The following is a 22,814-nucleotide window of genomic DNA, read 5'->3' as shown; positions in this document are numbered from 1 at the left end:
GTTCTGCTCACTCGAAATGACCTTTTGTTGGTTGTTAGCTGTTCTTGAACAAACATATTTCAACCAATATTGACGGGCATTTCGAGCTTTTTTCTTTTTTCAAGCCAATAATCACGCTTGTTGCAGGACTAGTGATGTGTCTCCATGCGACAAGTGGAGAACTGTTTGCTCATGTGCCACAGCTTGGCATAAAAGTCCTCGAACGATTTACTGGCGAGCCAGCGTTTCAGCGGCGCGCATTCAACAAGGCACGCAATCTCCACTTCCTTCGCGGCATTTTCCAGCGTGCCGGGAGCAGTGAGGCCAAGGAATCGCAGTGCGGAACAAAGGTTGGTCTTCCCGGCATTGTTTGGGCCGATCACGAGGTGGAGTCCTGTGGGCCGAAACTCGACATTGAGAAGGCTTTTGAAATTGCTGACGCGAAATCTCTTAAAGCATGTGGGTTTCTATCCTTTCCAGTCGGCTTGTTCAATAATGACCTTGGGTTGACAAACCCCACTCGGACCGGCAGCGTCGCGTCACCAGAATCCTGTGCCCGGCCTGAGCCACAACGCGAGCCTGTTGCTCTACACGCTGATCGCGATCGTCGCGCTCATCCTTCTCATCGCCAAGGTCAAGCTCAACGCCTTCGTAGCGCTCATTCTGGCCTCGCTGTTTGTTGGGCTGTGTGCGGGCATGAATTTGCCCGACATCGGCCGAAGCTTCGGGGAAGGAGTCGGCGCGGTGCTGAGTTCGGTCGCCATCGTCGTCGGTCTGGGAACGATCCTCGGAAAACTGCTCGCGGAATCGGGCGGCGCCGAGGTCGTCGCTCACACCTTGATTCGCGCGTTCGGCGAAAAGCGGATGCACTGGGCGATGTTGGTCATCGCCTTTGTCGTCGGCATTCCGGTCTGGTTCACCGTCGGTCTGGTTTTGCTCATCCCGATTGTGTTCACGCTCGCGCGGGAAACGCGCACGCCGCTGTTGCGCCTGGGCATTCCGCTGGTCGCCGGGCTTTCGGTCGCGCACGGATTGGTGCCGCCGCATCCGGGACCGATGGCCGCGATTGAACTGCTCAAGGCCGATCCAGGAAAAACGATCCTCTACTCCATCCTCGTCGGCTTGCCCACGGCCATCATTGCGGGCCCAATTTTCGGCCGCTTCGCCACGCGGAAGATTCACGTCGAACTCGGCGGCATTGGGGCGCAATTGACTCAGCGGCATGCCACGAAAAGCCCGCCGGCCTTCAGCCTCACGCTGCTGACGATTCTGGCGCCGATCCTGTTGATGATGGCGGCCACGCTGGTCGATGTCCTTTATCCGGCGGCTCAGGAAAAATTCGATTTGGTCCTGATGTCCGCTCCGGAGTCCAAACGCTCTCAGATTCTCGATGCCATTCGGACACTCAAGCCAGTTCTGGATGCAACCGGCGCCGAGAAGATCCTTGATTCGCTCCCCTCCCCTCTGCTCAGCGAGGTCTCGAAGCCTGACGCCGAGGTGGCGAAGAAGCACTTGGAGAGTGCCGGAGCTATCAGCAAAGTCCAAGGCAATCCGATTCGCGCCTGGAGCGGATTCTTGGGCCATCCAACGGTGGCGATGCTGGTCGGCGTTCTCTTCTCGTTCTACTCGTTCGGAATCGCGCGCGGGTTTGACCGGCAACAAATCTCCAGGTTCGCCGACGAATGCCTCGGTCCAGTCGCGCTGGTGTTGCTCGTGGTCGGCGCGGGAGGCGGATTCAGCCGCGTGCTGGTCACCAGCGGCGTGGGCGGCGCCATTGCGGACCTGGTGAAAGGGAGCGCGATTTCTCCGTTGCTTCTGGGTTGGTTCGTCGCGGTGCTCATTCGCGTCGCGACCGGCTCGGCAACCGTGGCCATCTCCACGGCCGCGGGAATCCTGGCTCCGATAGTCCTCGCGTCGCCGAGCACAAACCGCGAGTTGCTGATCATCGCCATGGGCGCGGGATCGGCGATCCTGTCGCACCTGAACGACGGCGGCTTCTGGTTTGTGAAGGAATACCTGAACATGAGCGTGGAGCAAACGCTGAAGACCTGGACGGTGTTGGAAACGATTATCTCTTTTGCGGCGCTGGCGTTGGTATTGCTGCTCGACGCACTTGTATAAGCCACACCTTTGCGCACGGCTGTCGGCGCAGTCGAGCACCCGATCTTAATCGCAATCCTGATCTTAATCTCTTGCCTTCGAGATTAGGATTACGAGCAAGAGTAAGAATCGGGGTCGGAGAAACGGCCGTCGTTTTCCGATTTGCAGTGTCGCTGGAATTCGATTCTCCTTTGCCCACGTATGTTGATTCTTGACGCACACCTGGATCTTTCGATGAACGCGTTGGAATGGAATCGCGACCTGACGCGTCCGATTCGTGAGATTCGCCAGCGCGAACACAGCCTGACGGATAAACCCGACCGAGGCCAGGGCACGGTTTGTTTTCCTGAAATGCGCCGGGGCGGCATCGGCCTTTGTGTCGCGACGCAAATTGCCCGCTACGTCAAGCGGAACAATCCTCTGCCCGGCTGGCACAGCCCGGAGCAAGCCTGGGGGCAAACTCAAGGCCAGCTCGCCTGGTATCGCGCGATGGAGGAAGCCGGGCAAATGGTCCAGATCAAAACTCGCGAGGGTCTCGAACGGCATCTGCGTCTTTGGCAGGGCACTCCTCCGCCCGATGCGCCCATCGGCTACGTGCTGAGCCTGGAAGGAGCGGATTCAATTCTCTCGTTGGCGCATTTAGAGCGGTCTCATCTCGAACGCTCGTACGAACAAGGGCTGCGCGCAGTCGGTCCCGCCCATTACGGCCCCGGCACTTATGCCCAGGGCACGGACGCCACGGGCGGCATCGGACCGCGCGGCCGCGAACTGCTCGCAGCCATGAAGAGCCTTGGGATCATCCTGGATGTCACGCATCTGTGCGACGACAGTTTCCGGGAGGCGCTCGATCACTTCGACGGCCCGCTCTGGGCCAGTCACTCGAATTGTCGCGCCCTGGTTCCGCACAACCGCCAGTTCACAGATGAGCAAATAAAAATCCTCATCGAACGCGGCGCGGTGATCGGCGCGGCGCTCGACGCCTGGATGATGGTTCCGGGCTGGATCAAACGCAAAACCACGCCTGAGTCCGCCGGCCTGAAGCTGGAGAAAATCGTCGATCACATCGACCACGTCTGCCAACTCGCGGGCAACACGCTTCATTCGGGAATTGGCTCGGATCTCGACGGCGGCTTTGGTCGCGAACAGTCCCCAGGGGACCTCGACACCATAGCGGACCTCGCGCGCATTCCCGCCATGCTGAAATCTCGCGGCTACAAAGACGCTGACGTGGCCCGCATCATGCATGGCAATTTCACCGACTTTCTCCGGAAACACCTGCCCTGATCTCCTGATGGCGCCTACTGTCCAGCGTAAAAGGCGTCCACCTTCGCCGCGACGTCCTTATACGCGATATCGACTTCGTAAATCTGCTTGAACTGTTCCATGGCATCTGCGGCTTTGCCCATCTTCTCCAGCACGCAACCCAGCGCGTAGATCAACTCCTTCTTTTCGTCGTCGAAGACGATCTTTTCCTTGATCGCGTTCTGGAAGGTGCGAGCGGCCAGGTCGTACATTCGCCGCGCGGCGAAGCATTGCCCCAGGTAGTTCAAAACGCTGATCCGCAAGTGAGGATTGGCCTGGGCCTTTTGAAATTCCTGAATCGCCTCGCTCAATTTTCCCGCCTGGAAATAGACCTCCCCCAGATCGAAGCGCACCTGAAGATCGGTCGGATATTTTTCGGCCCGGCGCTGGTACTGCGCCAGCCGGTAAGCCCCTCTCTCGGTGCGAAGCCTCGCCGCCTTGTCTTCGGCGCCCGGCTCAGACGGACTGATCTGGGCGATGGCCAGGTCCAGCTTTTTCAGATTCACCTGGACGATGGCGGCGTCCAGCGAGGGGTCGTTCGGACCTTCTGTGGCGACGATGCGGTTGTAGCAATCCAGCGCGCGGTCGTACTCCTTCTTATCGACGCAAAGCTCCGCGATGGTGCGCAGCAATTTCAGATTCTTCGGGTCCTTTTCAAACTGCGCTTCGTACTCCTGGATAAGTCGATCCGCCACCTCGCCGGCTTTCATCTGCCGCTTTTCCTGTTCCAAGGCGACGGCCTCGGAAGCGTCTTTGAGAATGTCCCGATAAGAACCCTCGCCATCTGCCAGGGCGTCGTAACCGCCTTCGCGCAGCGTCTTGCTCGCAGAGGCATTCTTGAGAGCCTGGGCCACGGATTGGTCGGTCGGATAAGCGCGTTGAAGTTCCGCCAGCACCGCCTCCGCGCGTTGCACCTGGCCTGCGCGGACGAGCGCCGCGCCCAACCGCAAGGCGATGTCCTTGTCCCGGGGCGAATTCTTCGATGCAATTTCCAGCGACAGCACCGCGGTGCGCGGCAAGTCCGCGGCTTCAGCCGCCTCCGCGAGCAGTTTGTGGGCGGCGACATTGTTCGGATCGTGGCTTAGAATCTGTTCGGCGGCCTGCAACGCCTCCAGCGGATTGCCGCGCAGAAGGATTTGGCCTTTGGCCAGGAGCGGAGAACTGCTCGCCGTGCCGAGCATCTTGCGCAGAAAGCTGGTCGCGGATCCGGTCTTCTTCAGTTGGGCGGCGCGCAGAGCTTCCCGGCAATCGTAGAAAGTCGGTTCGCTGTGGAGCACCTGGCTGAAAAGGGCGATCGCATAATCCAGGTTGTTGCGCTCCAGGGCAGCTCGTCCTTTTTCGTAAAGCTCCCGGTTGGAGCGCGGTATTTCACTGAACGTTTTTTCTGGCATAACTCGTTCCGCTGACCAAAACCCGCCGCCTGATGTCCGCAATGATTAAACGAAGGATGCTGCCCCCTGGCCACTCCCACATCTCGGTTTTTCTTGGGTCATCTTGATTCCAATCCCCGGAGCCATACTTGGACTTATCATAGCCGATTTCTCCTGTTGAGACAAATGTCCGATGAATTTGTTTCTTTGACCTTGACGCATCTCACGCCCGCATGTTGCGGTTCACGCTCAATGAGCAACTCCGACTTCTTTAACTGGAAGCCGATGGTCCACGTGTTTGTTCCTTACACGATCCGCGAGGGACGCCTCGAAAGCCCGGAATATGACACGCCCGCTTACCGCGCCGAAGTGAAGTCCTGGTTCGACCGCCTGCACCTGGAATGGAAATGGGTGCCGATCTCGCGCCCCACGCTGGATCGGGCCATCGAGGACACCCGAAACCACAGTGACCCGGCTGGCTTGGTCGTTTTCAATTTGTGCGATGGCGATGAGATTCACGGATACCCTGGTTTGTCCGTGGTGAGAAAGCTGGAGGAGGCTCGCGTGCCCTTCAGCGGCGCTTCCGCCCACTTTTACGAAGCGACGACGTCCAAACTGCGAATGAAGGATCGGTTCGCGAAACACGGCGTACCAACGCCGCCGTATGTCACAATTCAGGATCGTCCCGAGGACCTGGCGCGGTTGACCAAAGATCCTGGCTTCCCGGTCATCCTCAAACCCGACATCTCCGCCGCCAGCATGGGCATCAGCCTTCGTTCTGTCGTTCACGACGCGGAGTCCGCGCGCGCTCAGGTCCGGCGACTGATTCAAGACGAAAAGAGGCAGTGGGAGTTTGTTCCGACGCTCTTCGCCGAGCGGTTTGTGGATGGACCGGAATTCACCGTCTTTCTTGTGGCGGACAGAGAACAGCCTGCTCGCGTGCGCGCTCTTCCTGCCGCGGAACGAGTCTTTCACTCGGCTTTGCCCGCGAACGAGCGCTTTCTCAGCCGCGACCGCTATTGGAATGAATTCAAAGAGGAACCTTCGTTGCCTGTGAACGAGCCATTCGTGCGTTGCGCGCTCGCGGCCCCCGACCGGCAAGAGAAGCTGGCCAAGACCGCGATTGGTGCTTACCATGCGGTCGGCGGAACCGGCTACGCGCGGGTTGATATTCGAATGGATAAGCAGACAGGCGAGCTTCACGTGCTGGAAGTCAACTCCAACTGCGAACTGACTCAGGACGAGGGAACCTCGATTGGCGCCATTCTCCGGCTCAGCGAAACGAGCCTCGTGGACATTGTCTCGCTGATTCTGCACGACGCGTTTGACCGCTTTGCATGAAAATTTGCGTGCTCCAACCCTCCTACGAAGGATCGTCGTGCGATTACCGCCATTACGATCCGCCGCGAACTCTGGCGCGTTTGCTTCCGGAACATGAGTTCTATCACGTCTTCCTCAAAAAGGTTTCGACCTTCCGCCAGATTCGCGAACTCCGCAAGCAGGCGTTCGATGTGTACGTGAACCTGTGCGAAGGGTATCTCGATTCGGATGTGCCGTCGATCGATGTGATCCGGGCGTTGGAACATTTCAATCTCCCGTACACGGGGCCAACTCCCGATCTTTACGATCCGCCCAAGCACCTGATGAAACGCGTGGCGGAATCCGAAGGCGTCGCGACCCCGCCCTATTGGCTGGTGCAAACCGACCAGGATATCGCCGCCGCGTGTTCGGTGCTCAAATTTCCGTTGTTCGTCAAGCCGGACTGCGCCGGCGACAGCATCGGGATCGATCAGGATTCGCTGGTGCAGAATGTCCATGAACTGAAACACAAAGCGGGCGCGTTGATTGAAGAATACGGGAGCGCCCTGATCGAGAAGTTCGTCGATGGCCGCGAATTCACAGTGCTGGTCTGTGCCGATCCAGATCCCGCGCGGCGGCCGCTGGCCCTTCGGCCGCTGGAATTTATTTTCCCGCCTGGGGAGCACTTCAAAACTTACGATCTGAAGGTCACGCAGTATCATCCGGAGTGCAATGTTCCCTGCGTGGAGCCGGATCTGGTGGAGCGCCTCAAGGACGCCGCGTGCCGTGTCTTCCGGGGATTCTCCGGCGATGGTTATGCCCGAATGGATTTTCGGGTGTCGAAGGACCATGCGCTTCATTTCCTGGAGGTGAATTTCGCCTGCTCGGTCTTTTACCCCGAAGGCTATCAAGGATCGGCCGATTACATTCTGCAATACGACGGCCTGGGCCAGGCGGGATTCCTGAAACGAATTGTTGAGGAAGCTTTGGCCCGGCACGCGCGAAAGCAAAAACCGTATGTCGTCCGGCGCGGCAAAAACGGATACGGAACCTTCGCCTCACGGAAAATTGCCCGCGGAGAGGTGGTGTTCGCCGGTGAAGAGCGCCCCCAGCGCCTGGCGACCTGGACCCATGTGCAACGCACCTGGGACGCAACGGCCAAAGAAGTCTTCCGCCGCTTCGCTTACCCGATAGGCAACGGCGCCTACATTCTCTGGGACAAAGACCCGGCCCACTGGGCGCCACAGAACCATTCGTGCGATCCCAACACCGCCTTTGCCGGCCTGGATGTCGTGGCGTTGCGGGACATTTCGCCCGACGAAGAGATCACGATTGACTACGGCACATTTTACGACGGGCTCATGCCGGGATTTGACTGCCAATGTGGCAGCATCAGGTGCCGGAAGCGAATCTCCGGTCGCACGCCTTGATCGTTCCTGGGAAGCTGCCATGGCCTCATTGCCATGCGCTCTCCTCATGAACCGAAAACTGCGCGGACCGCAGCCTTCAGGCTGCTTCCGCGCACTCTCCGGAGTCGAGCGTTGAAGCGGCCTAAAGGCCACGGCCCGGAGGAACGGTTCATCGGAAGCTGCCATGGCCTCATTGCCATGCGCTCGCCCCATGAACCGAAAACTGCGCGGACCGCAGCCTTCAGGCTGCTTCCGCGCACTCTCCGGAGTCGAGCGCTGAAGCGGCCTAAAGGCCACGGTCCGGAGGAACGGTTCATCGGAAGCTGCCATGGCCTCATTGCCATGCGCTCTCCTCATGAACCGAAAACTGCGCGGACCGCAGCCTTCAGGCTGCTTCAGCGCACTCTCCGGAGTCGAGCGTTGAAGCGGTTTGAAGGCTGCGGTCCGGAGGAACGGTTCATCGGAAGCTGCCATGGCCTCATTGCCATGCGCTCGCCCCATGAACCGAAAACTGCGCGGACCCCAGCCTTCAGGCTGCTTCCGCGCACTCTCCGGAGTCGGGCGTTGAAGCGGCTTGAAGGCTGCGGTCCGGAGAGACGGTTCATGAGAAGACTCGGCACGAACGGCGGTTTTGACCGCCGTCAATGCAGCATTCCCGTCCATGAACAACCCTCGGCGAGTGTGCCTCGAAGCATGATATTCATCTTCTTATTCGTCAGAAACGAACTAAGGTTCGTCCGTGCGAGCCCCCAACACTAATGAGTGGTTTATGAAAATGAGACGTCGCGAATTCATCGGCCGGTCCCTGACAGGAGCCGGCGGAATCCTACTGGGAACGAACCTCGTCCGGGCGGCGGACGGAAAGCCGCAACGTTTTGATCCCTACGAGACAGTCCAGCTTGGTCAGACCAAACTAAAAACCTCGCGCGTTTGCCTGGGCACCGGCATGCGCGGAGGCAATCGGCAGTCGAATCACACGCGGATGGGGAAGGAGAAATTCGAGGCCCTCATCAAAGGGTCCTATGAACGGGGCGTGCGAGCCTTCGACCTCGCGGACATGTACGGCACGCACCCTTACGTGGTCCCCGCGCTTCAGGGCATCCCGCGGGATCGTTTTCAGATCATCACCAAGATCTGGTGGCGCCCTGGGGGAATCCCCGAACCGGAACGCCTCGACGCCGACGTCCTGATCCCGCGCTTTCTCCAAGAACTGAAAACGGACTACATCGACCTGGTTTTGTTGCACTGCGTGGAATCCCCGAAGTGGCCGACCGACCTGCGCAAACAAATGGACCTGCTCGCGAAGCTCAAAGAGAAAAGCGTCATTCGCGCGCATGGAGTTTCGTGTCACTCGCTGCCGGCACTCGAGGCGGCGGTGGCTGAGCCGTGGGTGGACTCGGTTCACGCTCGCATTAACCCTTACGGAACCCGCATGGACGGCCCGGCCGAGAAGGTCGCACCGGTGCTGCAAAACTTGTGCAAAGCGGGCAAGGGCGTCGTCGGCATGAAAATCATCGGTGAGGGAATCTTCCGCAACGACGAGGAAAAGAAAAACAACTCCATCGGCTACGTGCTCGGCCTGGGCTGCGTGGACGTCCTGAACGTCGGGTGCGAAACCCTGGCTGAAGTCGATGACCTGGCGGCGCGAATCAAATTGGTGGAGCGAAAGGCGGCGTGATGATGCCAACTCAACCAATCACTCGGCGGAGATTCCTCCAAGGATCAGCCGCCGCTATCGGCACGTTCACCATTGTGCCCCGCCACGTGCTGGGTGGCGCTGGTCAGACCGCGCCCAGTGAAAGCGTGGGCGGCGCGTTGATCGGAGTTGGTGGGCGCGGTCCAGGCACGTTCAACGAAATGAAGGAATTGAACCCGGCCAAACTGGCCCAGTGCGACGTGCGCTGGCTGGACCGCGCCGACAACAAGACCACCTACACCGACTTCCGCCGCGTGCTTGAGCGAAAGGACATCGACGTCGTCGCCATCGCCACGCCGCCGCATTGGCACGCCTTGATCTCCATCTCGGCGATGGAGGCAGGGAAAGACGTGCTTTGCGAAAAGCCGATGACGCGCTTCATCGCTGAAGGCCGCGCCGTCGCCGATGCCGAGAAACGCTACGGGCGGATTTTCCAAGTTGGGACGTTTGGCAGATTCGGCGCGAGCCGCGACCGGAACAGCATTCTCACGCGGAAGATCATGAAGAGCGGCTTGCTGAAGAGCTGTCCGGCGGTCCACATCATTCGCGGCGGGTTCAAGGTCAAGGAATGGAGCGGACTGGTCAATGCCCGGCCGCAAGCCGCCCCCAAGAATCTGGATTGGAACATGTATGTCGGACCGTCGCCGATGAAGCCCTTCCATCCTCATCGTATCGGCGGGACGCATCGCGGTTATTGGGATTACGAAGGCGGCGGACTCGCGGACATGGGGCAACACTTCCTCGATCCCTTCACGTGGACCTACGGCAAAGACGATACCGCGCCGGTCGAGATTGAAGCCCACGCTCCGCCCGCGCATCCCGATGCGGTCGGCATGTGGGGTTGGGTGGAGTTGAAATACGCCGACGGGCTCACCCTGGTGTTCGACAGCGGTGAATGGGGCCAGCGCTATGACCGCAAGACACCGCGCGGCGTGAGCCTGAACGATTTGTCCGAGGCAGATCAGGCGAAGATCGCGGAGCTGCCGGACCCGGAACCCCTCCGCACTTTCGCCGAAGCCGTCCGGACCCGCAAACCCGCCGGCGGGAACGCCGAAGCGGCGCACCGAACAGCCAGTCTCATGCATCTGGCCAATATCGCCATTCGCGTCGGGCGCAAGATTCGGTTCGATCCGGTCAAAGAAATCATCCTGGGCGACGAAGAGGCCAATCGCCTCGTCAATCAGCCCATGCGCGCGCCGTGGCATCTGTAAAGAGTCTTTTCTATGGCAACGACCAAACCCGACATAGCGGCCCTCGTGGATCAGATGCCCGAGACGGATAAAGAGATTCAGGCCAAACAAAAACCGGAGCCAGACAAGCCGGACCAGCCAGAAAAACCGAACCGAACCCGGCGGCCAGACAATTACGGCGAGGCCAGCAAGTTCACCGGCCCCGATCCGGAGACGGCCAACAGGATTTTCTCCGAGATTGTGGCGGGCGGAAGGGAGAATATTCTGGAATTGATCGCGTTAGTGCGCGATCCCGGAGCCGCCGATTTCAAGAATTACAAAGCGGCTTACGTGCTGCACGGCCTGGCCTTACATGTGGGAGGCGTCGGGAAAGAACGCGAACGCAGGTTGTTCACAGAGACGCTCGCGGCGCAGCTTGGCAGTGACAAGCATTCCAAGGCCGTGAAAGCACTCCTCATTCGCGAACTGCAGGTGGCGGGCGGCAAGGAAGTCGTTCAAGGACTTGGACGGCACGTGTTGGATGAGGACCTCGGGGAATATGCCATCCAGGCGTTGCTGGCCATCCGAGAGGGCGCCGCGGCGCAGTTTCGGAACAGCTTGGCGACGGCCCCGGCAAAGCATCGAGCCGCACTGATCCAGGCTCTGGGCGTCATCCGCGATCACGAATCCGCAGCCGCCTTGAAAAAGGCGCTTGGAGAGGAAGATCGCGAGGTGCGGCTCGCCGCGGCCTGGGCGTTGGCGAATCTTGGTGACGCAACCTCAGGCGGCGCCCTGCTGAAGTCCGCGGACGCTGCGGAGGGTTATGAACGCATACAGATGACCAAAACTTGTTTGCTGCTGGCGGAGAGGCTTCTGGCCGCGGGACGAAAACCCGAAGCGACCCGCATCTATCGCCATCTGCGAGACACTCGATCTGAGCCGTCGGAGCAGTACGTCCGCGAATTGGCGGAGCGAGCGTTGGAGGCAGCGCCTTAGCCGGGACGATTCCGTTGGGAACTGGGGAGCACACGCGCCCTCGCGTGTTCGGACAGGCGCCTCGCCAGTCGGATCGGCGTCCAAGCCAGAACACTGAATGGTCCGTTTCAGTTCGATTGAATGGAGTCGGCGAGGGCGCCGACTCCAGCACGCGAGGGGGCGTGCGCTCCCCATCAGAATCTGAATCGTTCCGGCTTAGCGGTGCTGGCTGAACGGGCACGTGAATTGATTGAGCCGCTCCAGGTGCTCGGTAAGACGCCGAGCACAGCACGCAGGACGCGTTCGCTCCCTCTTTCAACCGAATCCCTGGCCCCGCCCGATTCGCGAGTCGTGGCATTTACTGATCAGACCGTGGGATAGAATACACTTTGCCAGGAGGGATTTTGGCCAGCCGCGAGGAGCGAGCGAGGCGGTGCATCCCTGCGATCCACAACGAACGAGCGACGAAGCGGCTGGCCAAAAGACCCCTGGCCCTGCGGGTTGCGCCGCATTTGGGCTCTGGCTTCGTTGCTCCTCAGTCGAAGATCCACCAGGGATATTCTCCTTCGTCGCGCCTCGCCAAAGACCAAATGCGACGCAACAAAGTGTCTTCTATCCCACGGTCTGATCAGTATTTGGCTTTCAACTTTGCGGCAAATCTCTTCAATACGGCGCCTTTGCCGAACGTCAGAAGACAAAAGCCAGTGCCGAGTCTCCGAATCTCTATGAATGCAAAACGTGTTGCCTCCTGTGCATGGTCTGCCTCGCTCAGTCTGATTTCCTCCCTTGGGTTGGTATCCGCCGCGGCGCACGATTGGCCCCAATGGAGAGGGCCCGACCGGACCGACGTGTCGAAAGAAACCGGTCTCCTCAAACAATGGCCCGAAGGCGGGCCCAAGCGAGTCTGGCTGTATGAGAACGCGGGCGCGGGCTACTCCGGCCCGTCTATCTCGGAATCGAAGCTCTTCACGATGGGGACGCGCGACGAAAGCGAAATTCTCCTCGCGCTGGATGCCCAGTCCGGAAAAGAACTCTGGGCCGCCAAAGTCGGGCCCGTGTTTGCCGAACGCCGCGGCGACGGTCCGCGCGGCACTCCGACCGTGGACGGCACTCGTGTTTATGCCATGGGCGGACGGGGTGATCTGATCTGCGCGGATGTTGGGGATGGCCGCGTGCTCTGGCGGGAAAGCACGCGCAATCTCGGCGGCGGGATCCCTAATTGGGGCTATACCGAGTCCGTATTGGTGGATGGAAACCTCGTCGTCTGCACTCCGGGGGGCGGACGCGGCACGATCGCCGCGCTCGACAACACGAATGGCAAACTCGTCTGGCAATCCAAGGAATTCACCGAGGCCGCGCATTATTCATCCATCATCGTGGCCGAACCCAACGGTGTCCGGCAGTACATCCAACTGACCGCATCCTACGTCGCCGGTGTCTCGGCGAAGGATGGCAAACTGCTTTGGAAATCTTCGTTCCCAGGACGCACCGCGGTCGTCCCGACGCCGATTTTCCACGACGGCTGCGTGTACGTTACGGCCGGGTACGGCGCCGGCAACAAACTCATCAAGATCGGCCCGGACAACGAGACCGCCGATGTTTACGAGAACAAGGTCATGAAGAACCACCATGGCGGGGTCGTTCTGGTGGGCGGCTATCTTTATGGCTATTCCGATGGCACCGGCTGGCTCTGCCAGAATTTCAAGACGGGCGAGGAAATGTGGAGCGAACGTAGGAAACTCGGCAAAGGCGCCGTCACCGTCGCCGACGGAATGCTGTATTGTCTGGACGAAAACGACGGCACGGTCGCTCTAGTCGAAGCGTCGCCCAAGGGGTGGCAAGAGCGGGGACGGTTCAAGTTGAATCCCCAAACGACCCTTCGCAGTCCGCAAGGCCGCATCTGGACCCACCCCGTCGTCTGCAACGGGAAACTCTTTCTTCGCGATCAGAACCTGATCCATTGCTACGACATCAAGGGGGGATGAGGAAAGAACGAGGCTCTTCGCGGCGGAGAAAACAGCGGCTCAAAGCCGTTGCCGAAACTGCGGATGCAAGGCGAAGTGCACTATCTCAGCGGCCCTGCCGGCGCGGCTGCCTGGCTCGCCTCCTTACGATCTGGAAAAAAGCTGAGATGCGCACCCCGCAGCGGCGGAGGGTTGAAATACCGCAAGCGAGAAAGGCTCAAAGTGATGACCTGCGCCGGAGGGATCGTGGTGAAGACGATCCGGGGCGATTCGAGCGCGCTGGGCCGCTGGCCGCTCGATCCTGCCGAGCCAATGCCATTAAACAAAAGCTCGGCCGGAGCCTCGCGCCACCGTCGTCAACAGTTGCCGTTTCTTATGGCTCTCCTGAGTGGAGTTCCTCTACTATCCGCGCGACCCTCAACGAAAGGACAACCCGATGACTGAAAACTCAGATCAGGGACGCGCGAGATGGCTCGTGCTGGTCGCCGCATTTCTCGGATGGATGTTTGACGGATTGGAAATGGGGATTTTTCCGCTGATAGCACGGCCAGCGCTGCAGGACTTGCTGGGAGTAACTGGGGACGCCGACGTTGGGAAGTGGTTTTCAATTATCACGGCTTTGTTCCTGGTCGGAGCCGCGCTCGGCGGCCTGGTGTTCGGCTGGCTCGGCGACCGGATTGGCCGGGTGCGCGCCATGGCGCTCAGCATCCTGACCTATTCGCTGTTCACGGGAGTTTGTTATTTTGCGACCGCGCCGTGGCATCTGGGCGCATTGCGATTCGTCGCCGCGCTCGGCATGGGCGGGGAGTGGTCGCTGGGCGTCGCCCTGGTCATGGAAGTGTGGCCGGAAAAGCATCGCCCCATGCTGGCGGCGGCGATTGGCGCGGCGGCCAATGTGGGCTTCGCGCTGATCGCGATTCTCGGGCGAATGATTCCGGTCACACGCGAGTCGTGGCGGTGGGTAATGCTCGCTGGCGCATTGCCGGCACTCCTGGTTTTTTTCATCCGGCTGTTTGTTCCGGAATCAGAGCGCTGGAAACGCTCTGTTCAAGAGAGCGCCTCCCGCCCCATCCGCGAGGTCTTCGCGCCAAAGCTGATAAAAAGGACCTTGCTGGCCATCGCCTTTGCGTCGATTGCGCTCATCGGCACGTGGGGTTCCGTGCAATGGCTGCCGCTCTGGGCCGACCAGATGACTCGCGGAGAACTGCCCCAGGCCAAGGCGACGACCGCGATTCTTTCGGCCTTGGGAGCGGTGGTGGGATGCTTCTTCGGCGCGTTAACGGGCGGCGCGCTGGGGCGTCGTCCGGCTTATTTTGCGCTCTGCCTGACGTCTCTGGTGCTTTGCGGTGCGTTGTTTCGGACGGTGACTGAGTATAACACGGTTTTTCTGATCCTGGTCTTCGCCGTCGGATGCTTCACGGCGGCGTTTTACGGATGGTTCCCGCTCTACCTACCGGAGTTGTTCCCGACCCGTGTGCGCGCCACGGGCCAGGGATTGAGCTACAATTTCGGGCGCATCCTGGCGGCGGCGGGCGCCTTGGGGCAAGGCCAGCTTGTGGCCCACTACGGAGGAAGCTACGCCCAGGCCGGCGCCACCATCACGCTGATCTATCTGGTGGGACTGATCTTGATTTGGTTTGCGCCGGAGACCAAAGGGAAGCCTTTGCCGGAATAACAGCCAAAAAGGTCCTCGAATTTTCCCTCGGTGTTGACGGCTCCGCAAGTGAAGCGCTCGCCGTCTCTGCGCGTGCGGAGAACGAGCTGGCTCCGGCCGTTCACGAACGCATTCACAAGGAACGCAAAGGCAATCAAGTTCACATTGGATCCGCCGCGCCTTCTTCTTAGCGGATTTCTGCGTAGGCCCTCAGTTGAGCGTGGGGCGAGGCTCCCGCCGAGCCAATGCCATCGAAGAAAGGCTCAGCAGAAGAAGAGTTGATCGCCGAAATAATGCGATCTCCAGAGGCCGCCGGCTTCCTGCCGGCCGAGTATGGACTTGCCACGTGATGGACGATGAATTGAGATGCCGGCATGCGTCTCGCCACGATTGATCTCTTGAAGGCCGCGTACGGCCGCCACGCCGTCGGCGCCTTCAACGTGTGCAACCTGGAGCAAACCCACGGGTTGTTTCGCGGCGCAGCCCAGGCCCAGGCTCCCATCATTGTCCAGTTCACCCGCGTGATCCGCAGTTACGCGCACCCGATCATGCTGGAGAAAATGCTCCAGGCCGCCGAATCCATCTATCCCGAAACCGTCTTCGCCGTTCATCTGGATCATGGCGACGAGGCGGCGTGTGCGGACGCCATTGAATCGGGCCACTACACTTCGGTGATGATTGATGCGTCGCATCTGCCGTTCGAGCAAAACGTGATCGCGACAAGGCGCGTGGCGGAAATGGCGCATGCCTGCGGCGTCGCGGTGGAAGCGGAGTTGGGACAATTGAAAGGAATTGAGGACGCCATGTCCCACGAAGTGAAGGAAGCGATCTTGACCGACCCCGCGAAAGCCGAGGAGTTCGTGACGCGCACCTGGTGCGACAGTCTCGCGGTGGCCATCGGCACGAGCCACGGCGCTTACAAGTTCGCGGGCAAACAGCGGCTGCACTTCGAGCGGCTGGCGGAGATTCAAAAGCGTTTGAGCGGATTTCCTCTGGTGCTGCACGGCGGGTCCGCCGTGCCGAAACCTGAGATCGAGCGCATCAATGCCGCGGGTGGGAATCTCGAGGACACGGCCAGCGGAGTTTCGGAAAGCGAGTTGCGGCGCGCCATCGAGTTCGGCATCACGAAGGTCAATATCGGAACCGACGGGCGGCTGATCTGGACGCGCGTGCATCGCGAGTTTTTCCGCGACAAGCCGAAGGATTTTGATTTCATGCCGCCCGGCAAAACTTACATGGAAGACTACGCCGCATTCGTCGCCGCAAAATGCCAGGCGCTCGGGGCGGCGAAACGAGCCCACGATGTGCGGGAGCAAACGGTATCCCGTGAGTTAAGGTGGGGCGAGACTTCTGCCAAGCCAATGTCATCGAGGAAAGGCTCGGCGGGAGCCTCGCCCCACCGTCGTTAAGGGCTAAACGGGTCGAACAAGTTAAATGAGTGTGTCGCCTCCAACCGCCGCGTTTAACTCGGACTCGGGCAATGATCTTCCAACTTTTTTAACCATCTAACCCATCTAACTCCCTCACCACATCGCCATCTATGCCAGTCGGCTCACCCACTTACGACCTGATCACGATGGGGCGCTCATCGATTGATCTTTACGCAAACGACGTCGGCGCGGCTTTCGTCGATATCAAATCGTTCGCGGCCTACGTCGGAGGCTCGCCAACGAACATCGCCGTGGGCGCACGGCGGTTGGGCCTTCAGTGCGCGGTCTTGACGGCGGTGGGCGACGATCCGGTCGGCGACTTTATTCTGAAGTTTCTCAACGATGAAGGCGTGGAAACGAAATTCATCCCGCGGAAGCCGGAGACACGCACCAGCGCGGTGGTGCTGGGCATCGAGCCGCCGGACAAGTTTCCGCTCGTGTATTACCGCGACAACTGCGCGGACAACCAGCTTTCCATCGACGACGCGCTGGCCACGCCGATTCGCGACTGCCGGGTGTTTGAATTCTCCGGCACCGGCCTGAGCAAGGAGCCGAGCCGCAGCGCAAACATCTTTGCAGCCGAGCAGGCGCGGGCCGCGGGCGCCACGGTCGTGCTCGATCTCGATTTCAGGCCGAACCAATGGCACGACGCGCGCGCCTTCGGCGTCACCGTGCGCGCCGTGTTGCCGCTGGTGGACATTGTTCTGGGCACCGAAGATGAATGCAAAGCGGTGACGCTGATCGACCCGGCTCAAGTCAATGTTTCCCATTCGCAAATCTCCGGGGCTCAAGTCGCCGGCAACGTGGAACGGGCCGTTGAAGCGATGCAGCGGCGCGGACCCATGGTCGTCGTCGTCAAACGCGGCGAGAAAGGCGGCACGGTCTTCGAGGCGGGTCGGCCGGCGCAAGACGTGCCAGGCTTCCCCGTCGAGGTCTATAACGTCCTGGGCGCGGGCGACGCGTTTGCGGCCGGCTTTATTTACGGTCTGGTGAAGGACTGGGATTACTTCAAAGCCGCACGCATGGGCAACGCGTGCGGGGCCATCGTCGTCACGCGGCATGGTTGCGCGAACTTCATGGCTTACGAGGACGAGGCGCTGAAGTTTGTTGCTGAACGCGGAGGTTTTTGAGCATACGGTCTTCGGAGGCTATGAAAACGAAGCGACTCACCACGGCTCAAGCGATCATCCAGTTCCTCCTTCGCCAGGCAGTCGAGCGAGACGGGCGCCGGCAGCCGTTCTTTGCCGGTTGCCTCGGCATTTTTGGCCACGGCTGCATCGCGGGCATCGGCCAGGCGCTGCAGCAGTATCCGCAATTTCGTTATTATCAGACCAAAAACGAGCAAGCCTCGGTGCACATCGCGACGGCGTTCGCCAAAATGAGCAATCGCCTCCGCGCTTTCGCGTGCGTCAGCTCCATCGGGCCCGGAGCGACGAACATGGTCACCGGCGCGGCTACGGCCACGATCAATCGCATCCCGGTGCTGCTCTTGCCCGGCGACATTTTCGCGCGCCGCAACGTCGGTCCCGTGCTTCAACAACTCGAACACCCCACTTCGCAGGACATCTCGGTCAACGACTGCTTCCGACCGGTCTCGAAATACTGGGACCGCATCAACCGCCCGGACCAGCTCCTGAACGCGCTGCCCGAAATGATGCGCGTGCTCACGTCGCCATCGGAGACCGGCGCGGTGACGCTCGCGTTGCCGCAGGATGTGCAAGCCGAAGCGTGGGATTATCCTGTTGAATTACTCGAGGAACGAGTCTGGCGAATCCCGCGCCCCGCGCCAGAGGCCGCGTTGCTTGCCCGCGCCGTTGAACTGATTCGAGCCAGTAAGAAGCCGCTGATTGTCGCGGGCGGCGGAGTCATCTACAGCGAAGCCACGGAAGCTTTGGCGAAATTCGCCGCGATAACCGGCATACCCGTCGGCGAAACGCAGGCGGGCAAAGGTTCGCTCCCCTACGATCACCCGCAAAACCTGGGCGCAATTGGCGTGACCGGCACGTTCGGAGCCAACATCCTGGCGCGTGAAGCCGACCTGGTCATTGGCCTTGGGACGCGCTACAGCGATTTCACGACAGCGTCGAAAACCGCGTTTCAAAATCCGAAAGTCCGTTTCATCAATATCAATGTCGCCGAGTTCGACGCCTTCAAGCATAGCGGCGTGGCCGTCGTTGCGGACGCCCGCGCTGCGCTTGAAGCTTTAAGCAGAGGCTTGCGGAGCTGGCAGATCAGTGACGCGTACCGCAAGCGTGGCGAGCGGTTCAATCGCGCCTGGGACAAGGAAGTCGATCGCATTTATCACACCCCGACGGGCGTGCCGGTAAGCCAGGGCGAAGTCATCGGAGCGGTCAACGATTTCTCCCGCCCGCAAGACGTGGTGCTCTGCGCGGCGGGCAGTTTGCCGGGCGACTTGCACAAGCTCTGGCGCACGCGGGACCCGAAGGGTTACCACCTCGAATACGGTTACTCGTGCATGGGCTACGAGATCGCCGGCGGCCTGGGGGCGAAGATGGCCGCTCCGGATCGCGAGATTTACGTAATGGTGGGCGACGGTTCGTGGCTCATGATGTCGTCGGAAATCGCCACCTCAGTCCAGGAAGGCTGCAAACTCACCGTGGTGTTGCTGGACAACCACGGTTTCCAGAGCATCGGCGGCTTATCCCAGGCCATTGGCAGCGGAGGCTTCGGCACCCGCTATCGCTGCCGAAATCCAAAGACGGGCCACCTGGATGGCGCCCCGGCGCCTCTCGACTTTGCCGCGGGCGCCCGCAGCCTCGGTGCGCACGTTTTCACGGCGCGCGACATCCCCGAATTGAACGATGCGCTTGCGAAAGCGCGAAAGCAAACCAGGACCACCGTCATTGTCGTTGAGACGGATCCGGAGAAGCGCGTTCCCGGTTACGAGTCTTGGTGGGATGTGCCGGTGGCTGAAGTCTCGGAGTTCCCTTCCGTGCGCAAGGCTTGGAAGGAGTTTGAGAAGGCCGTTAAGAAGGAAAGGCATTTTCTGTGAGTAATCCCCTCCCCAACTTCATCGCCGGTGAATGGCGCGCTTCCGCCGCGACCCAGACTCTCGAGGTGTTTAATCCCGCGACTGCGGAGGTGCTCGTTCGCGTCCCGCTGTCTCCCGCGGCGGAAGTGGATGCCGCGGTCGAGGCCGCGCAACGCGCGTTCCCCGATTGGCGACGCACGCCGGTTACGGAACGCGTGCAATTCCTGTTCAAACTGAAAGCGCTCCTTCAGCAGAACTCCGAGGAACTGGCGCGCACGATCACCCTGGAGTGCGGCAAGACCATCGGCGAGTCGCGCGGGGAAATGCAGCGCTCCATCGAGAACGTCGAGATGGCTTGCGGCGCCCCGGGGCTGCTGCAAGGAGATTTCTCCGAGGACATCGCCGGCGGCATTGACGAGATCATGATCCGCCAGCCCCTCGGCGTGGGCGCGTGCATTTGCCCGTTCAATTTTCCCGGCATGATTCCCTTCTGGTTCATGCCTTACGCGATCGCCTGCGGCAACACTTACCTCGTCAAACCGTCGGAGCGCGTGCCGCTCACCATGCAGCGCGTCGCGGAGTTGATTGCGCAGACGGGCTTGCCCAAAGGCGTCTTCAATCTGGTAAACGGCGGGCGCGAAACGGTCGAAGCGATCCTGGACCATCCCGGCGTCAAAGCGGTCAGCTTCGTCGGCTCGACACCGGTAGCGAAACACGTTTATGCCCGCGCGGCGGCGGCCGGAAAACGCGCCCAGTGCCAGGGCGGCGCGAAGAACCCGATCCTGATCCTCCCGGACGCCGATCCCGAAACCACCATCCGAATCACTGCGGACAGCGGCTTCGGCTGCGCGGGGCAACGTTGCCTCGCGGCCTCGCTCGTGGTTACGGTCGGCGAAGCCCGCAAGCCGTTCACGGAATCGTTGGTGGAGGCCGCGCGGAGCCGCGTCGTCGGCTACGGCCTGGATGAGAAGGTGCAAATGGGCCCGGTCATCACACCGCAAAGCAAGACGCGCATTGAGGGTTTGATTGGCCAAGCGGTTCAGGAAGGCGCAACCGCCCTGGTGGATGGACGCAACTCGGTCGTTCCTGGATTCGAACGCGGCAACTTCGTTCGTCCGACCATTCTCGACAACGTCAACCCAGGGGGCGAAATCGTCCGCACAGAAATCTTCGGCCCGGTGCTGGGGCTGGTCCACCTGAAAACCATCGACGACGCGATCGCGTTCGTGAACTCAGGCGCGTATGGCAACATGGCGTGCGTGTTCACGAGCAGCGGAGCCAACGCGCGCAAGTTCCGCTACGAAGCCGAAGTCGGCAACGTCGGCATCAACATCGGCGTCGCCGCGCCGATGGCGTTCTTCCCCTTCAGCGGGGCCCGGGAAAGTTTCTTCGGTGATTTGCACGGCCAGGGCCGCCACGCGGTTGAATTTTTCACGCAAACAAAAGTCGTGGTGGAACGCTGGCCGAAGGAATGGACCCGGAGGTTTTGATGAGTTCCACCTTGCTGGCGAACTTCCTTTCTCTTAGAGTTCAGTTGTGAAGCTGCTCTTGGAGAACCTGCCACCCAGTCTGCAGGATCAGCGCGAAACGCTGGCCCGCTGCCTGGAGGCTATGAATGGCGTTGCACGGTTGCGCGCAGTCTATTTGTTTGGGTCGCACGTGCGTCACGAAGCCACGCACGACAGCGATGTGGACCTCTGCATCGTGACAGACGCAGCAGTCCGGCAGTTGGAAGCGGCGTCAAACTTCCGCCGAGCGATGCGCCCGGTTTGGCCACGTCCGGCCTTTACGTTGATACCCATTTCCCCCGCACGCCTCTCCGAAAAACAGGCAGCTGGGGATCATTTTTTCCGGTCCGTGCTCACTGAGGGAGTCCTGCTTGCCACGGAAGACTGATTCTCACAACCCTGCCGACTGGCTGTGGATTGCCGAGGCGGAATTGCAGGGGATACAGCAGTTAGCGAATCAAGCCGTGAGTTTTGCCATGTGCAAGAGCAAGCTGGCAGAAGTCGTCGAAAAGATCATGAAGGCTGAGTTGATCCGGACGGGCTGGATTTTGGAGAAAACCCACGATCTGGAACGCTTGCTTGGCCTTTTGGCGGTCCGCAATAACGACCTGGCGGACCATTTTGAGCCCTTGTGCGACTCGCTGGCCGAAGTCTATTTCAGTGGCCGCTACCCAGGGTTTGATTTCGAGGACCCCAATTGGCCAAGTCTGCAGACTCAAATCTCTACAGCAGACGAACTCCTGAGTTTAGTGAAACGGCGAGTCACCAGTTCGACCGCCATGCCAGGGACCAACGAGACAGGGGCTTGACCAGAAACCTGTCCCTTCCCATGCAGCGCATTATGAAATCCTCCGTCTCCATCCGCGTCGCCAACGCCCCTTGTTCCTGGGGGGTCCTGGAATTTGATCTCCCGGGCAAAGCCCTGGGCTACCCGCAGGTGCTGGACGAAATCCGCGACACCGGCTACGCCGGCACCGAACTTGGAGACTGGGGCTTCATGCCGACCGACCCGGCGTCGCTGCGAGGCGAACTCCAGGCACGGAAGCTGGAGTTGCTCGGCGCATTCGTTCCCGTGGCTTTCGCTCAGGAGCAAACCCACGCCGAAGGTGAGGAGCGCGCGGTGAAGACCGCTCGTTTGATGGCCGAAGCCGTGGGCACGCATCCGTTTATCGTGTTAGCTGATGACAATGGGAAGGATTTCACGCGCACGAAGCTCGCTGGACGGATCACGACCGAGCACAGCCTGTCGCCGAAGCAATGGGAGACGTTTGGCCAAGGCGTGAATCGCCTCGCGGAGGCGGTGCGGCGGCAAACCGGCCTGCGGACGGTGTTCCACCATCATGGCGCGGGCTGCGTCGAAGCGCCGTGGGAAATCGAGCAATTGATGAAGTGCACGGACCGGCAGTTGGTCGGGCTTTGCTTCGACACCGGCCACTACATGTTTGGCGGCGGCACGGATGCGCTGCAAGGCTTGCGGCAATTCCGCGATCGCATCTGGCACGTCCACTTCAAGGATTGCAGTCCCACCGTGCACCAGCAGTCGCGCGCCAATCAGTGGAATTATTTCGACTCGCTGAAGCACGGAATCTTCTGCGAACTCGGCAAGGGCGGCATCGAGTTCGCGGCTATCGCGGATGAATTGAGAGAATCAAATTACCAGGGCTGGATCGTGGTCGAGCAAGACGTGCTGCCCGGCATGGGCGCACCGAAGGAATTCGCGGAGAGGAATCGTGAGTTCTTGCGGACTTGCGGGCTTTGAGAAGTGAAGAATGGCCTGACAATTCCTGAGCGGTTGGAGCCCCGCCCTTCCCGTGAACCGTCTCTTCGGACCGCGGCCTTAAGAGCGTGTCCGAAAATTCCGCGGGGTCCTGTTTTCGCGCCAAAGGCCGGATGGCGAGGCGCAACGAAGGAGAATATCCTCCCTGGATCTTCGACTGAGGAGCAACGAAGCCAGGCGGCCTTTGGCG

The 22,814-nt window shown here is 60.4% G+C and carries 20 protein-coding genes; 18 read left to right on the top strand and 2 right to left on the bottom strand.

All coding sequences use genetic code 11. The features are described 5' to 3' along the window. Positions 1-128: 128 nt before the first annotated feature. Entirely contained in the window at positions 129-362 is a 234-nt protein-coding gene (locus FJ398_12570; GenBank protein ID MBM3838773.1) for a hypothetical protein, read from the bottom strand. Positions 363-531: 169 nt separating this feature from the next. Between FJ398_12570 and FJ398_12565 the strand changes: the two genes are divergently transcribed. Then, positions 532-2,100, top strand: coding sequence for a permease DsdX (locus FJ398_12565; GenBank protein MBM3838772.1), 1,569 nt, complete (start codon positions 532-534; stop codon positions 2,098-2,100). Positions 2,101-2,280: 180 nt separating this feature from the next. Beyond that, complete coding sequence (locus FJ398_12560; protein MBM3838771.1) at positions 2,281-3,363, top strand: peptidase M19; 1,083 nt, start codon at positions 2,281-2,283, stop codon at positions 3,361-3,363. Positions 3,364-3,377: 14 nt separating this feature from the next. Here FJ398_12560 and FJ398_12555 read toward each other — a convergent pair whose 3' ends face one another. Continuing rightward, entirely contained in the window at positions 3,378-4,772 is a 1,395-nt protein-coding gene (locus FJ398_12555) for a tetratricopeptide repeat protein (GenBank protein ID MBM3838770.1), read from the bottom strand. 165 nt (positions 4,773-4,937) lie between these two features. Between FJ398_12555 and FJ398_12550 the strand changes: the two genes are divergently transcribed. The 16 genes from FJ398_12550 to FJ398_12475 all read left to right on the top strand — a co-directional run. Then, on the top strand, positions 4,938-6,092 hold the full coding sequence (locus FJ398_12550) for a hypothetical protein (GenBank protein MBM3838769.1): 1,155 nt from the start codon (positions 4,938-4,940) through the stop codon (positions 6,090-6,092). Further along, positions 6,089-7,480, top strand: a complete 1,392-nt coding sequence (locus FJ398_12545) for an SET domain-containing protein-lysine N-methyltransferase (protein MBM3838768.1) — start codon at positions 6,089-6,091, stop codon at positions 7,478-7,480. The genes FJ398_12550 and FJ398_12545 overlap by 4 nt, the downstream gene beginning before the upstream one ends. 33 nt (positions 7,481-7,513) lie before the next feature. Beyond that, positions 7,514-8,218 (top strand): hypothetical protein, encoded by a 705-nt coding sequence (locus FJ398_12540; GenBank protein ID MBM3838767.1) that lies wholly within the window; start codon positions 7,514-7,516, stop codon positions 8,216-8,218. 10 nt (positions 8,219-8,228) lie between these two features. Next, complete coding sequence (locus FJ398_12535; GenBank protein ID MBM3838766.1) at positions 8,229-9,137, top strand: aldo/keto reductase; 909 nt, start codon at positions 8,229-8,231, stop codon at positions 9,135-9,137. After that, positions 9,137-10,366, top strand: a complete 1,230-nt coding sequence (locus FJ398_12530; GenBank protein MBM3838765.1) for a Gfo/Idh/MocA family oxidoreductase — start codon at positions 9,137-9,139, stop codon at positions 10,364-10,366. The genes FJ398_12535 and FJ398_12530 overlap by 1 nt, the downstream gene beginning before the upstream one ends. A gap of 12 nt (positions 10,367-10,378) precedes the next feature. Continuing rightward, positions 10,379-11,320, top strand: coding sequence for a hypothetical protein (locus FJ398_12525; GenBank protein MBM3838764.1), 942 nt, complete (start codon positions 10,379-10,381; stop codon positions 11,318-11,320). 704 nt (positions 11,321-12,024) lie between these two features. Then, the gene (locus FJ398_12520; GenBank protein ID MBM3838763.1) at positions 12,025-13,284 is read left to right on the top strand and encodes a polyvinylalcohol dehydrogenase; all 1,260 of its coding nucleotides are present in this window, start codon (positions 12,025-12,027) and stop codon (positions 13,282-13,284) included. Positions 13,285-13,699: 415 nt separating this feature from the next. After that, positions 13,700-14,938, top strand: a complete 1,239-nt coding sequence (locus FJ398_12515; protein MBM3838762.1) for an MFS transporter — start codon at positions 13,700-13,702, stop codon at positions 14,936-14,938. 353 nt (positions 14,939-15,291) lie between these two features. Beyond that, on the top strand, positions 15,292-16,326 hold the full coding sequence (locus tag FJ398_12510) for a class II fructose-bisphosphate aldolase (protein MBM3838761.1): 1,035 nt from the start codon (positions 15,292-15,294) through the stop codon (positions 16,324-16,326). Positions 16,327-16,493: 167 nt separating this feature from the next. Then, positions 16,494-17,477, top strand: coding sequence for a 5-dehydro-2-deoxygluconokinase (iolC, locus tag FJ398_12505; GenBank protein MBM3838760.1), 984 nt, complete (start codon positions 16,494-16,496; stop codon positions 17,475-17,477). A gap of 20 nt (positions 17,478-17,497) precedes the next feature. Continuing rightward, positions 17,498-19,360 carry a 3D-(3,5/4)-trihydroxycyclohexane-1,2-dione acylhydrolase (decyclizing) gene (gene iolD, locus FJ398_12500; protein ID MBM3838759.1) on the top strand — a complete coding sequence of 621 codons (1,863 nt, stop codon included), beginning with the start codon at positions 17,498-17,500 and terminating at the stop codon, positions 19,358-19,360. After that, on the top strand, positions 19,357-20,829 hold the full coding sequence (locus FJ398_12495) for a CoA-acylating methylmalonate-semialdehyde dehydrogenase (GenBank protein MBM3838758.1): 1,473 nt from the start codon (positions 19,357-19,359) through the stop codon (positions 20,827-20,829). The genes iolD and FJ398_12495 overlap by 4 nt, the downstream gene beginning before the upstream one ends. A 46-nt stretch (positions 20,830-20,875) precedes the next feature. Further along, positions 20,876-21,235 carry a nucleotidyltransferase domain-containing protein gene (locus tag FJ398_12490; GenBank protein MBM3838757.1) on the top strand — a complete coding sequence of 120 codons (360 nt, stop codon included), beginning with the start codon at positions 20,876-20,878 and terminating at the stop codon, positions 21,233-21,235. Next, entirely contained in the window at positions 21,174-21,656 is a 483-nt protein-coding gene (locus tag FJ398_12485; protein MBM3838756.1) for a HEPN domain-containing protein, read from the top strand. The genes FJ398_12490 and FJ398_12485 overlap by 62 nt, the downstream gene beginning before the upstream one ends. A 32-nt stretch (positions 21,657-21,688) precedes the next feature. Then, positions 21,689-22,606, top strand: a complete 918-nt coding sequence (locus tag FJ398_12480) for a TIM barrel protein (GenBank protein MBM3838755.1) — start codon at positions 21,689-21,691, stop codon at positions 22,604-22,606. A 3-nt stretch (positions 22,607-22,609) separates the two neighbouring features. Further along, positions 22,610-22,814: hypothetical protein (locus tag FJ398_12475; GenBank protein MBM3838754.1), on the top strand; the 205-nt coding region annotated here is incomplete at its 3' end.

It is taken from the genome of Verrucomicrobiota bacterium, assembly GCA_016871535.1.
Lineage (GTDB): Bacteria > Verrucomicrobiota > Verrucomicrobiia > Limisphaerales > SIBE01 > VHCZ01.
This window is presented reverse-complemented; position numbering and strand designations above follow the sequence as displayed.

What these genes read in the sequence shown, in the direction of transcription:
- FJ398_12560 (MBM3838771.1), top strand. Translation starts at nt 2,281, where the DNA reads ATGTTGATTCTTGACGCACACCTGGATCTTTCGATGAACGCGTTGGAA.
- FJ398_12555 (MBM3838770.1), bottom strand. Translation starts at nt 4,772, where the DNA reads ATGCCAGAAAAAACGTTCAGTGAAATACCGCGCTCCAACCGGGAGCTT.
- FJ398_12550 (MBM3838769.1), top strand. Translation starts at nt 4,938, where the DNA reads ATGTCCGATGAATTTGTTTCTTTGACCTTGACGCATCTCACGCCCGCA.
- FJ398_12545 (MBM3838768.1), top strand. Translation starts at nt 6,089, where the DNA reads ATGAAAATTTGCGTGCTCCAACCCTCCTACGAAGGATCGTCGTGCGAT.
- FJ398_12540 (MBM3838767.1), top strand. Translation starts at nt 7,514, where the DNA reads ATGCGCTCTCCTCATGAACCGAAAACTGCGCGGACCGCAGCCTTCAGG.
- FJ398_12535 (MBM3838766.1), top strand. Translation starts at nt 8,229, where the DNA reads ATGAAAATGAGACGTCGCGAATTCATCGGCCGGTCCCTGACAGGAGCC.
- FJ398_12530 (MBM3838765.1), top strand. Translation starts at nt 9,137, where the DNA reads ATGATGCCAACTCAACCAATCACTCGGCGGAGATTCCTCCAAGGATCA.
- FJ398_12525 (MBM3838764.1), top strand. Translation starts at nt 10,379, where the DNA reads ATGGCAACGACCAAACCCGACATAGCGGCCCTCGTGGATCAGATGCCC.
- FJ398_12520 (MBM3838763.1), top strand. Translation starts at nt 12,025, where the DNA reads ATGAATGCAAAACGTGTTGCCTCCTGTGCATGGTCTGCCTCGCTCAGT.
- FJ398_12515 (MBM3838762.1), top strand. Translation starts at nt 13,700, where the DNA reads ATGACTGAAAACTCAGATCAGGGACGCGCGAGATGGCTCGTGCTGGTC.
- FJ398_12510 (MBM3838761.1), top strand. Translation starts at nt 15,292, where the DNA reads ATGCGTCTCGCCACGATTGATCTCTTGAAGGCCGCGTACGGCCGCCAC.
- iolC (MBM3838760.1), top strand. Translation starts at nt 16,494, where the DNA reads ATGGGGCGCTCATCGATTGATCTTTACGCAAACGACGTCGGCGCGGCT.
- iolD (MBM3838759.1), top strand. Translation starts at nt 17,498, where the DNA reads ATGAAAACGAAGCGACTCACCACGGCTCAAGCGATCATCCAGTTCCTC.
- FJ398_12480 (MBM3838755.1), top strand. Translation starts at nt 21,689, where the DNA reads ATGAAATCCTCCGTCTCCATCCGCGTCGCCAACGCCCCTTGTTCCTGG.